This window comes from Ruegeria atlantica, assembly GCF_947495585.1.
In the GTDB taxonomy this organism is placed as follows: Bacteria; Pseudomonadota; Alphaproteobacteria; order Rhodobacterales; family Rhodobacteraceae; genus Ruegeria; species Ruegeria atlantica_G.
In genome coordinates, this window is the sequence record NZ_CANLZK010000024.1 from 22,023 (window position 1) to 33,969 (window position 11,947).

The following is an 11,947-nucleotide window of genomic DNA, read 5'->3' on the forward strand; positions in this document are numbered from 1 at the left end:
CAGAGAGAACAACTTATGCGAACGGAATTTTGCCGAACATTTGGCATTGACTACCCAGTGGTTTTGGCACCCATGGCCGGGGTTGTCTCCGACGCCTTGGTTGCTGCAGTCAGCAATGCTGGAGGGCTCGGTTTGGCGCCTCTTTGGCACATTGACGCAAACGAGCTTCGAAAATCGGTGCGCAACATAAAGAAACTCACTGACAAGCCATTCGGTGTGAACCTGAACATGGATTTCCCGAGCATTGAGCATCTCGACATATGCCTGGAGGAAGGCGTCGAGGTCATTTCTATTTTTTGGAAAGCGCCTGGGGATATGCTCGCCCACGCAAAGTCTGGAGGCGCCAAAGTCATTTACACCGCTGGTGATGCAGCTGATGCAAAGGCAGTAGCAGACCTTGGCGCTGATGCGATTTGTGCTCAGGGATGGGAAGCCGGAGGTCACGTCCGTGGAACCGTCGGGAGCATGGCGCTCATTCCAGCGATTGTTGATGCGGTTGGTCATGTGCCGGTCGTGGCAGCCGGTGGAATTGCAGACGGGCGTGGATTGGCGGCGGCGCTATCGCTCGGTGCTTCGGCAGTATGGGTGGGAACGAGATTTCTTGCAGCTTCTGAGGCGTATGTTCATACAGACTACTTGTCACACCTCTTAGACGCGTCTGAGAATGACACGGCCTATTTTGACAACTTATTCAACATCGACTGGCCCAATGCACCTCACAGGGTCTTGAAAAACAGCACAACCCAAATGTGGGAGAATGCAGGCCGCCCGAAAAGCGGCCAAAGACCCGGAGAAGGCGACGTTGTGGCATTCTCTAAAAAGAAAGGCGATGTTTTACGATATCAATCCAAGACGCCCAGTGCGGATTTAACGGGCGATGTTGAAGCCATCTCAATGTGGGCAGGCCAAGGCGTTTCAATGGTTAGGAAAGTTCAACCCGCTGGAGATATTGTGCGAGAAATCGTTATCGAGGCGAAGGAGGCATTGGAACGCAGTCTTCACCAATAAAGAAAAACGTTGCCCCTTATGGCGGACATTGACCGAATGTCCCGCGAATAGCGGAATCGCCCACAAATCGTGAGTTCGCTGACGTCGAAGTTTTACACCTGCGACGAATGTCCGAAAATCGGGCTGCGTCCGCAGCATCGAATTACCGTGGCCAACGGCAGGAATGGGCCGTCCGTTTCAAATAGAATTTGTGCTCAAGATGCTGGCGGGCACATAACTTCGATCAAGAAAGGGCCGTCACGTGATAGCCCCGCGGAAAGGGCATTTACAAAGCCATCGGTGTTTTCAATTCGTATTCCGGGAACCCCATGCCCTTTAGCGAGCGCAACCCAGTCAAGCGTTGGGTTTTCCACATCAAACATTGCCTCCGCATTCTTGCCAAAACTCTCAACACCGACATTTGCCAGCTCATCCCGAAGGATTTGATAGCCGCGGTTGGCAAATACAATCACCGTAACGTCCAGGCTTTCGCGTGCCATCGTCCACAAAGATTGCAACGTGTACATGGCGGATCCATCGCCTGTTAGAGCAATTACTTTTCTGTCTGGACATGCAATTGCTGCGCCAGTTGCGCACGGTAGGCAAAGCCCTATTGCCCCACCGGTTCCCCCAAGCAAGTCATGTGGTCGCGCCGTTGCAGTCGGAGGAATGACGTGAAACCCGGACGTCACGGATTCATTGCAAACGATAGCATTCTCGGGAATGAGGGCCGCTAACGCCTGGCCGACATTCGCTAGGGTGAGATCTCCGGTTGGGATTGGAGGCAGGTCGAGAGCGTATGTGTTCAGCTGTGTCTTGCTCGAAACACCAACCGTGTCTGCCAGTGATTGAAGAGTCCAGGCAATATCATCCGTCGGAGTGCAGAGGCTTGAGACCGTGCAACCGGCGGGCTCGGGTGTGCTCGGTTTCCCCGGGTATGCAAAGAAGGCAACGGGTTGGTCGGCGCCGATCAAAGTGATTGACGAGGTCTGTTCAAGCTGAGCGATCTTGGGTGCAATTGGATACACAAGTTGATCCAATTTGGCAGCCCCGGCCCCCTTCGAAATTCGAGGGATTAGAGTATCCGCCAACAGGCGGCATCCGGTTTTGACGGAAATTTTTCCAGCCAGTACACGAAGTGGACCAAAAAGCGCGGACCCACCTATCATCAAAGCCGCGTTTGCAGTCTTCAGACGCATGGCTGCGGCCTCGATGTCTTCCAAGGACGGACGATGAAGTGGTTGGGCCAGAATGCTATTCGTCACAGGGCCAGTCGCTGAATCCCAAGCAGTATCGGCGGGAAGAACAAGAGTGGCGATCTGGCCGTTTTGAGATCGGGCGGCCTGGATGGCTGCGGCCCCGTCTGATGCGACGCTTGTGGCCTGATCAGAAACTCGTGTCCAATGGCTTATGGCCTGACTTACGCCAATAATGTCGCCTCTGAGTGGGCTTTCATAGCGCAGGTGATGTGTTGCGTGATCTCCCACCACATTCACGATCCCGGATCCTGATTTTCGGGCGTTGTGTAGATTGGCAAATGCGTTGCCTAGCCCCGGTGCAAGATGCAGCAGAGTGCCGGCGACGTCCCGTTTCATGCGGTAGTAGCCATCAGCGGCGCCCGTCGTTCCACCTTCGAAAAGGCATAGAACACAGTTCATCTCGGGATGTCGATCGAGAGCCGCAACAAAGTGCATTTCAGACGTGCCTGGATTGGCGAAAACCGTATCCACACCGTTGTGAAGAAAGGTTTTGACTAACGATTCTGCGCCGTTCATTCGATCACCGCCAACTCTGATTTCAACGCACTTTATGGGAGGGACAATCCAAAAGTAACTGAAAAAGCTTGCGATGATGTGCAGGCCGTCAATCGTCATCGATGCCCTCGCGCCGTGAGACTTGCCATGTTGAACAACGCGAGGTCGCGGTGGTTTTCGGCCAGTTCAAGTCGAACTCGGATCGCCCAGACATGCTTAGGTTTTAGCGGCCGCTTCTGACCGACGATACGTCCCTTGTTCCAGGTTGGGCGAAGCGCGAATGGCAGGTAAGTTTGGGTTTCCATGACTGACCCTCCGATCCGCCATACCCTCCCACAACGACAACCCGACATTGACGAGAGACAATATCACAGGATGCTGCGTCGCCTCAGAGGTCTGCTGAGAGCTCGACGCAGTCATCCTTCGTTGCTTAAGCAGGACAATAAATTGCGCATTTGACAACAAGTATTTGCGGCCCACATGCTGAAACGTGAAAATCGAGGTGGAACGACCAAAGGTAATTTCATGTTTAGATCATCAACCCGAAGTGAAGCAGAAAGTTTGTTTAGCGGACTTGCTCTTGGATTTTCTGCCGACCCATTCATGCGTTGGCTGTATCCTGAACCTGCCGATTTCCTTACCCACTTCCCGCGAGTAATGGACTTCTTTGGAGGGCGTGCATTTGAACAGGGTAGCGCGTTTCGAAACGATGATTTTACTGCTGGCGCACTTTGGCTTCCGCCAAGCATTCACCCTGACGAAGAACGGCTTGTCGCCTGTTTTGAGCAGACGGTCTCATCAGAAAAGCATGATGCGTTGTTCGAAACATTCGGGCAGATGGAAGATTATCATCCCGATGAGGACTGCTGGCATTTAGCTTTTATTGCGGTCGATCCAATTCGCCAAGGAAAAGGGTTGGGGTCCGCGTTGCTTGAATGCTGCCTCAAACGTTGTGACGAAGATGGAAGACCGGCTTACTTAGAGTCGACAAACCCTACAAATCTATCACTGTATAAGCGCTATGGTTTCCAAGAGATGGGTCTAATCAAAACCGACCAAGCCCCACCCCTGTTTCCGATGTTTCGAGCCGCCCAATAGCGATAGATCAAACGGACGCACCGTCCCGCCTTCTGTGAGTTCGGCAGTTTCAGGATTTTTTTGTCCGTAGCGAATGGCTGGTTCGACGAGCCGCACCGCAGCATCGAATTTCTTCGGCGGACGGCGGCTTTGGGCCGACCCTGTAACGCGTTGTTCACCAATCGTAGCAAATGTTGCAGCTGATCTATTGGTGGCAGAGGGCTCAGTATGATCGAAGTTGCATCTAATGGAAATGACGACCTTAAACGTTTGCATAGAAGGGTTATGCTCCAAGATGCGAGCGAGAAACCCGAATGCTCAGCCGTTTGCGTCGAGGAGAATCTGTTTTGAACGAAACGCGCGCTCGATCAATATTTGGGCCTTTTGAGTCTGGGCAACCGAGATAGCCTGGTCAAAGGCGGCACTCGCTGAATCGGTATCTCCTTGTGCTGCTCTGATTTCTCCTTTGATACGCAGCAACTCAGCCTCTGCCCAGTGTTCTCCTGTGGTATCCTGTTCTCGCAAAGCGCGAACCACTGTTTGTAGGGCCGCGCTGGGATCACCGGCCCTGAGTAGGGCTTTCGCGTGTTCAGCCAAATAGAGCGTTACCCAAAGCCAGCATCCTTTTGCACGATACTCTTCCAAGGCCTTGTCCAATTGATGGACGGCGCCAGGCGCATCCGTCATGCAAGCCAGGACAGCGTCATGAATGGCAACAAAATTCTTCCACAACGCCATGTCGTGCTCGTTTGAGACCTGTCGCATTTCCTCATTGATCTCGGTTGCACTTTCCAAGTCGCCAATCCAGATCGATAAGGTGACAGCGTGCAGACCAGCGTAACAGATTGTGTTGGCGTGTTTGAGCTCGCGGGCTCGAGCAAGGGCCTTGACGCAGGTCTGTTGCGCCGTGTCTTCGTCGCCGCACATCCACTGCGCAAGGAGCATATAGCACCAGATCTGCACTCCTGGATCCTGGGCGAATTTCGTCGAAAAATCTATGATCTCGGCCGACCGATAGAGTTCATAAGCGACTTCGAGATCTTGAAGTGCTTCAGCAGAGCGGCCCTTGGCGATCAGGGTCGCAGCCCGCATCCGGCGCGAGATCAGCTTCGGGATCGGAGCGCGCTCGTTCGCCATGTCTTCTACAAGTCTCGAAACCAGACCGAACGCTTTATGCAGATCGTTGCCGATATAAGGCGCGATCCACGTCCCATAGTAGATTGCAACCTTGAGTTCTGGGTCCGTGGTTGCCTCTATCCTTTCCAGCGCCTGTGAGAATGCGTTGCTGGCTTCGGCTGAGGCGTAGCCATCCTTGGCGATATGTACCTGAGCAAGCTGCACCAGAAGCGCCAGTTCCCGTTCGCGCCATTCCGGTTTGTCCAGCAAGCCTGCAACCAGCGTCAAGGCATTGTGCAGATGATTTCCTGCTTCGACATAAGCCGGCCGGGCCTGAGCTTTTCTGGCAGCGTCGCCCCATAGCGTAATAGCCTTTTCCGCCAACCCAGCCTCAGTCGCATGATGTGCGATCAACTCCGAGGGCGCGTTCGGGTCGGCCTCAAACAGATCCGTGAGCCTGTGGTGGATTTCTAAACGTCGACGTCTCAGCAAGCTTTCATAGGCTACATCCCGAACCAGCGCATGCTTGAAGACATATGTCGCATCCGGAGGTATCCCCCGTCGAAACACGAGCTCGCTGCGTTCAAGCTGCCCCAGCGCATCGTCAAGCGCCAAATCATCGACCCGGGCGATTTTTGTCAACGACGCACGGTCGAAACTTCGCCCGATGCAGGCGGCCATCTGGGCGATTTCCTTCACGGGTTGAAGCCGGTCGATCCGGGCCATTAGGGAATCATGCAGGGTCGCTGGGATAGTCACCCGATCAATAGGACCGGCAAGTTGGAAGCTGTTTTCGGCTTCAATCAGGTCGCCGGATTCCAAAATGGTTTTTGTCAGTTCCTCGACAAACAGGGGAACGCCGTCGGTTCGGTGGATGATTTCTTTAGTCAGTTCGTCGGGAAGGGTTTTCCCACCTGATATCTTTGCGAGAACAGCCTCGATCTGCTCGGACCCCAATCGGTTTAGGGTAAGCTTGGATACGATTGGATGACCTCCGAACGCGTGCTGGAAAGTCGGTCTACCGGTAATCAAGATCATTACCCGCTCGGTAGCAATTCGATCCAGACACGCCTCGAGCATCGCGAGCGTCGAGGCATCGCACCAATGTGCGTCCTCTACGACAAGGAGAACTGGCTTTTCCCGTGAAAGCGCCTGCAATTCTGCCGAGGTTTCTTCCATGATCCGAACTCTGAGTTGTTGTGGTGTCAGATCGGGATTTTCGGCAGATGGACCAGTTTCAATCTGCAGGAGTTCAGCAATAATCTTTGGGTCAGCGGCCCGGAGTTGCTTGCGAAGCTTTGCAATTTTTTTGCTGGCAGTGTCAGTTTCCAGATGGCCCATGGCATGTGAAAGCTGCCGGATAACAGGAAAGAAACTTGAATCCGTGTGGTAGGGCGAGCAGTGATAGTTCATCCGGAAGTGATCCTGCGTCGAGACCGCATCAATGACGGCACGCGTCAGTCTGGACTTGCCGATGCCTGCCTCACCGATCAGAACAGCGACTTGGCCTTCCCCGGAAATTGCGCGATGCCAGCGCTCCATGATCAGTCCCAGTTCATGGTTGCGCCCGATCATCGGCAGAACAGGACTGATATCTTCGGTCTCGAACCGGCTTTCCAAGCTGCGCTCGGTTCCGATCCTCCACGCCGGTACTGGCGAGTCCAATCCCTTAATGTCGAAACAGCCTAACTCTTCTAACTCGAACGAGTCTTGGATCAATTGCTTCGTCGATTCTGGAACCAGAACCTGCCCCGGCTCAGCCAATGTCTGAAGACGCGCTGCAAGGTTTGGCGTGTCACCAACAACGGTTTCTTCCCTTGATGCTCCTTCCCCTATGAGGTCGCCGACGACGACCATGCCGGTCGCTACTCCGGCCCGAACAGATAGTGCCTGTTCATCAGGCGAACGCAATTCGGCGATCGCCCCGATAATTTCCAGCGCAGAGCGCGCAGCGCGTTTGGCGTCGTCTTCATGCGCCACCGGCCAACCAAAATAGCACAGTACACCGTCACCCATATATTTAGCGACATTCCCTTCATAGCGGGTGATGATACCGGCAACGGTATTTTGATAGCGCTTGATCACTTCGCTCATGTCTTCGGGATCCAACCGCGCTGACATTGCTGTTGATCCGGCAAGATCTACGAACAGCGTCGTCAAATGGCGACGCTCGGCTTCGCGCTTGATATCCGTTGTACTTGTCGCGTCAGACTGGGATTGATTAGGTTCAACTGCTTCAATAGCCGCTCGCAACCGCTTGCGCGAACCCAGTGAAAGGCCGATCTCACGCATGTCCTCATCCGTTAGGTCATAAAGAACATCAAGATCGATCTCATTCTCGACCAGAACCGCTTCCAGATTAAGGAGCTTCCTTCGTGTCAGCCATTCAATGAGATCGGACATAGGGTAATTGGTCTTCTAAGAGGGTTTGAGAATCGTAGTGTTCCCGATTAAGTCAGTTTGGGCAACGAGTATTCCTCAGACTGCGAATTTGCTCAAATCGCTACAGAATAACGCCATATTTGGCTTGTGGACATAAGAGTGGGGCGCCAACTAAGTTGGCTTGGGGTTTGGAGACGGGAAGGCTGGCTTGCGACTGAATAAAAATGAGTTCGAAAGAATGACCGAGGCTTATACTACGGCATGGAACTCGGGAAATCCCGAGGCGGTCGCCGATCACTATGCTCCTGACAAGGGTATCACGATCAACCGAGGGGAAAACCAATTTGGGCGCGACGCGATAATTGCCATGGCGGGTGGTTTCATGTCTTCTTTTCCCGATTTGAAACTTACAAGGGACTTTGTTCGTTTTGCCGGAGATCACGCCATCTTTGGTTGGACGCTTGAAGGGCATCATTCGGATACGGGTAACCTCGTCAAGGCCAGCGGCTGGGAAGAATGGGAACTGGACGAAAACTGTCGTATCACCAATTCACTAGGCTGGTTCGATGCCGTGGATTACGAACGACAGGTCGCTGGCCAAGTGTAATGATACACCTTGAATATTGACTCGTGCGAAGAAATTGCGCCGCTCCCAAGTCTGGCCACCGTCTTCTGTAGCAAAAACACTAGCCGCCGATATGCCAAAGCGGTGCGAAGATTGTGGGCCAAGTCAACATTGCAGGCGGGCAGTAGGGCATGCATGCCAACGATCAGTCGCATGGTTACGCTTTGAACAAATGCGATTGCCTGGTTTTGAGTGAAACTTGAATGGCTCTATTGTTCAGTCTATCTGTCATTTTCGGTGGTCTGACAGGTCCAGCTCGTCCCACATCCAGCTGAAATCATAGTCTGCAACAGGGGAGCCAGTCTGACGGGCGCTGCGGTTTTCAATTGTCTTCAGCCAGTCAATCACCTTTTTCTTGCCTGCGGTGCTGCGAACGGCCTGGCGTGGTGTCTTGCCATCCAGGGTCGGGATCGGCTGGTCAAGCGTGTCGCGGTAGTGTTGTTCGAGATGTTCGTGGGCAATCTGACGGGCAAGGGCAGGGGGGATGTCCTCTTCTTCTGCCACTCCGCCCTCCAGGCTGTCATCCGCCATCATTTGCTCGACGGTCTGGATTGATGTCAGCGGTGACTTCACCAGATCCTCCAGGAGGTCCCGGACCAGGGCTTCGCCGCGTTCGGCGCGCGCTGCAGAGTTTACAGAAAGCGTGAGTGTTTTGCCTTTCAGGTTCAGGGACCCAAGCACAGAGGTCCCTGACATCGACTTATCCAACACGAGGCCGGTGCCGTGCTTGTTGCCGGACGGGTTGTCGACGGCAAGCCAGGTCCAGTCATTTCGACCTGAGACCACGAGTTCTGCGGACTGGGACAGTCTTTGCGAGACCTGGCTTTGCGTCACCTTACTGGCGAGCGGGAAGCGCATCTCGTGAAAGAGAAGGTCGTCGCCATCGCTGTTGCTGATTTGTGGTGGTTCCGGGTCCCGCAAGTTCGGCAAATGTGCGAAGAGCCAGGCATTGGTGAAGAGGGGTGCAGAGCGGTGTAGCTGATGCTGTGTCAGTCTCAGCTCATCGTCGGGGTTCAATTTCAACACGGAGCGGAGCCCCTCTTCAAAAAACGCGACGGTTTCTGGCTCGAAGGGAAGCAGAGCCCCTGAGATCACGTTATGACCTCCCTGCGCGACAACCCGAGCCGCAATGCGGTCCCACCTCTGCAGCATCTGCGTTGCGCTGTGTTCCTGGACGGTGACCGGCTCGGCGTCCGAAAGCGCGTCGCGCAATACCATGGATCTGCCAGGGTCTATTTCGCTCACCTCATAAAGGCTGACCGGCGCGTCCCGCAATCCTTTGATATAGGCGCGGGTCTGCGCACTCTCCTTGGTTCCACTCCCTTTCAGATAAGCATCTGCAGCGTTTTCGGCGCCCGATCCGAATGTCCTGCCCAGCAAGTCTTCTAGGCCACCGCCCCACAGAACCATTGGCCAGTCATCGCCCAGCAGGTCGCCCAAATCCTCGAAATCGAGATCGAATGCCTCGAGCGCTGGCAGAAAATGCTCGTCCAACACGTCCGCGAGCCGCTCGTGCCAAATCTCGTCACCGGTGACAAACCCGATGAGCCCACCAAGATCGTTCCCCGTCGCCATTTTCACCTTCTCCCTGTTCGCCGGACAGGGGCGATCTAGCGCAGATTGCAACCGCGAGCCAGACCACAAGCGTGTGCAGAACTGCGTTACATTGATGGTCTCGTCGCGGCGAATGCTATTTCTTCGGTTCCCGCCCAAAAAGCTCTGCAAAAAGTTCTTCGGAGCGGCGAAGGCCTTCATCGGTCAGCACCACCGATATTGCCTTCCCAACCGGGTCCAGGATCAACCCGTTGCGGTGCAGGCGATCAAGCGCGTCCCAGTCAAAACCTTTCCACGCGCGGCGCTCGTCATGCAGCGTCAACCAGAGCAGCGCCAGGACTGCTTCATCCACCTTGTTCTCATCTATGTCCATAACTACAGCGGACGCGACAAGGGCCGGGCTCGTCAACCCTGATCCGGCGAACGGAGGGACTGCAAAGATCTTCAGCTCGCATATGGTGCGACCAGATTGATAAGGCCGGGTGAAACCCGTGCCGCCTCACACCACGGGTATGAATCGCTCCCAGAGAATAGATATCGCAATGTCATTGGACAGCTGGATTGTGCCAAGCAATACTGGGAGGCATGGAGCTGTCAGACACCACACCTGTCCACCTGATCCATGTGGACCCGGACGTCAACATGGCACGGTACTACGGAATAGAGCTGCAGCCGACGCTGTTTGGGGAAGTGTCCGTTCTTCGTACATGGGGACGTATTGGCACAAACGGGCAAGCCATGATGGTGACGTACGAAGACGAAGCCCAGGCTGCTGCGGCGCTCCATAACCTCGAAAAGCAAAAGCGCAGACGAGGCTACGTAACGGTCGGTGAGTGACTTCGGGCTGCAATCTGTTTCCGTAGCAAATCCCGAGCCTGTCGTCTCGTGACCGCGCTCTAGGTTTCAGCCGGCATGCCGGCTTCCACCCAGAACACCCCAGCATGATCTCCCTGACGCAGTAGCCCCTGAACCGTCTCTTGTGAGCCGGGGCAGGGGCTTTGGGTCATGGTTGCTCCATGCCGTTGTGATCTGCCCATTCGGGTGACGATCCCTTTTGCGCTCCCGCAGGATCGAAGATCCTTTCGCTTCTTTTGTGGGTCAGGCGGGATTTGGACAAGCCAAAGGCCGCCCGACGTCAGGGGGAAGGCGCGGCCTCCCCCCTCGGACAAGACAAATAGACAAGACCGTGTCCTCGCGCGTTGCGCTGCGGGCCGCACCACTCTTGTCGATTTGTCCTGTCTCGCCCCTCTCCGCGTTCGCCACGGGGCAGGTTTTAGAGACGACGCCCTTTCAGGGCTCGGCTCAAAACCAGCACCAAAAGGGATCAGCCCCGGAGGTCGCACCACAAAAGGAGAGACGGTTTTGAACAGTGAAGCAACAACAGACATCGAAAATGACGCAACTCTGCAGGCGGCAGAGATCGCGGCGCAGAATGACCTGTTTCGAAAAGCCCTGATAGACGCAAATGCGGCGATTGAGATGCACTCCAAAGGCATTCAGGGGCAGGTGTTTGTCACGCCCGGTGTGTCAGACGAAGGGGTGGAGTTCCAAACCGCCGCTTTGGCTGCAGTGGCGTCGGATGACCAGTTTGACGAAGGCAATGACCCTTATGGCGATCATACATTCGGGACGGTGACAATCGGCGGCCAGAAGCTGTTCTGGAAGATCGATCTTTATGACGCGGATTACAAATACGGGTCGGACCGCCCGTTTGATCCCGCAGCGACGCGCCGTGTGCTGACCATCATGTGCCCCAGCGAATACTGAGACCAGCCCTGTCCCAACGGGGCAGGGACTGCATGCGCAACCCGCGCAGGAAAGGCCCCTCTCGGGACATGCAAGCATGCCCTGCCGGGCAGTGGGTGAGTTCATGCCAGCAAACACCGGAAAGGGGGTGATCACAATAAATCAGGAAACCCTGCAGCAACGACGGCGCGAAGCCATTGAGCTGGTCAAGAAGGGAGGTCTCTCCGCCAAGATCGGCCTCGCCTTCTTGAAACAACACGCAGCCGCGTAAGCGGCCCCGCTCTACCCCGGAAGGGGTAGGGCACCCTTAACACGAAGCAAAACACTCAAACAAGGATTTGCCCCATGAGCAAAGTCGAAACATTCACCGCACCGGAAACCATCGAAACCGTTGCATTGTCCGATCTCTACCTGTCCGATCTGAACCCGCGTCAGGAGGTTGGTGAGGACGGTATCGCTCTGCTGGCTGACAGTCTGGTCATGTGCGGTCTGATCCAGAACCTCAGTGGTCTGCGGGATACAGATGGCAAAGTCGCCATCGTTGCCGGTGGTCGCCGCCTGCGGGCTTTGAACATCGCCGTGACCGAGCGGGCCGATCTGGCACAGGTTCCCGTGAAGGTCACTGACAAGGCTCTGTTGCAAACTTTTGAGCATGGCGAGCTAATTCAGCGATCGCATCGGTGTTAACCGGCTAGTTCGGCGAATT

General features: G+C 54.9%; 11 protein-coding genes and 1 pseudogene. 7 read left to right on the plus strand and 5 right to left on the minus strand.

Translation table 11 applies throughout. The features are described from left to right. Positions 1 to 15: 15 nt before the first annotated feature. Entirely contained in the window at positions 16 to 1,008 is a 993-nt protein-coding gene (locus QMP16_RS22585; protein WP_282154239.1) for an NAD(P)H-dependent flavin oxidoreductase, read from the plus strand. A 194-nt stretch (positions 1,009 to 1,202) separates the two neighbouring features. Here QMP16_RS22585 and QMP16_RS22590 read toward each other — a convergent pair whose 3' ends face one another. Then, positions 1,203 to 2,762 (minus strand): acetolactate synthase large subunit, encoded by a 1,560-nt coding sequence (locus QMP16_RS22590; RefSeq protein WP_282154240.1) that lies wholly within the window; start codon positions 2,760 to 2,762, stop codon positions 1,203 to 1,205. Between the two features lie 122 nt (positions 2,763 to 2,884). After that, positions 2,885 to 3,068 (minus strand): annotated as a pseudogene (locus QMP16_RS22595) (hypothetical protein); the annotation flags it as partial. A 153-nt stretch (positions 3,069 to 3,221) separates the two neighbouring features. Here QMP16_RS22595 and QMP16_RS22600 point away from each other — a divergent pair. Then, positions 3,222 to 3,839 carry a GNAT family N-acetyltransferase gene (locus QMP16_RS22600; RefSeq protein WP_282154241.1) on the plus strand — a complete coding sequence of 206 codons (618 nt, stop codon included), beginning with the start codon at positions 3,222 to 3,224 and terminating at the stop codon, positions 3,837 to 3,839. 297 nt (positions 3,840 to 4,136) lie between these two features. Here QMP16_RS22600 and QMP16_RS22605 read toward each other — a convergent pair whose 3' ends face one another. Next, positions 4,137 to 7,337, minus strand: a complete 3,201-nt coding sequence (locus tag QMP16_RS22605; RefSeq protein ID WP_282154242.1) for an ATP-binding protein — start codon at positions 7,335 to 7,337, stop codon at positions 4,137 to 4,139. A 217-nt stretch (positions 7,338 to 7,554) separates the two neighbouring features. On the opposite strand from QMP16_RS22605, the gene QMP16_RS22610 reads away from it, so the two are divergent. Continuing rightward, complete coding sequence (locus tag QMP16_RS22610) at positions 7,555 to 7,923, plus strand: nuclear transport factor 2 family protein (protein ID WP_282154243.1); 369 nt, start codon at positions 7,555 to 7,557, stop codon at positions 7,921 to 7,923. 246 nt (positions 7,924 to 8,169) lie between these two features. Here QMP16_RS22610 and QMP16_RS22615 read toward each other — a convergent pair whose 3' ends face one another. Further along, entirely contained in the window at positions 8,170 to 9,516 is a 1,347-nt protein-coding gene (locus QMP16_RS22615; RefSeq protein ID WP_282154244.1) for a hypothetical protein, read from the minus strand. A gap of 115 nt (positions 9,517 to 9,631) precedes the next feature. Further along, the gene (locus tag QMP16_RS22620) at positions 9,632 to 9,868 is read right to left on the minus strand and encodes a DUF6429 family protein (protein ID WP_282154245.1); all 237 of its coding nucleotides are present in this window, start codon (positions 9,866 to 9,868) and stop codon (positions 9,632 to 9,634) included. Between the two features lie 212 nt (positions 9,869 to 10,080). Between QMP16_RS22620 and QMP16_RS22625 the strand changes: the two genes are divergently transcribed. From QMP16_RS22625 to QMP16_RS22640, 4 genes are all read left to right on the plus strand, one after another. Then, positions 10,081 to 10,332, plus strand: a complete 252-nt coding sequence (locus QMP16_RS22625) for a WGR domain-containing protein (RefSeq protein WP_282154246.1) — start codon at positions 10,081 to 10,083, stop codon at positions 10,330 to 10,332. Positions 10,333 to 10,857: 525 nt separating this feature from the next. Continuing rightward, positions 10,858 to 11,262 carry a DUF3768 domain-containing protein gene (locus QMP16_RS22630; RefSeq protein ID WP_282154247.1) on the plus strand — a complete coding sequence of 135 codons (405 nt, stop codon included), beginning with the start codon at positions 10,858 to 10,860 and terminating at the stop codon, positions 11,260 to 11,262. Positions 11,263 to 11,365: 103 nt separating this feature from the next. Further along, positions 11,366 to 11,512, plus strand: a complete 147-nt coding sequence (locus tag QMP16_RS22635; protein ID WP_282154248.1) for a hypothetical protein — start codon at positions 11,366 to 11,368, stop codon at positions 11,510 to 11,512. 74 nt (positions 11,513 to 11,586) lie between these two features. After that, positions 11,587 to 11,928 (plus strand): ParB/RepB/Spo0J family partition protein, encoded by a 342-nt coding sequence (locus tag QMP16_RS22640; protein WP_282154249.1) that lies wholly within the window; start codon positions 11,587 to 11,589, stop codon positions 11,926 to 11,928. Positions 11,929 to 11,947: the final 19 nt, after the last annotated feature.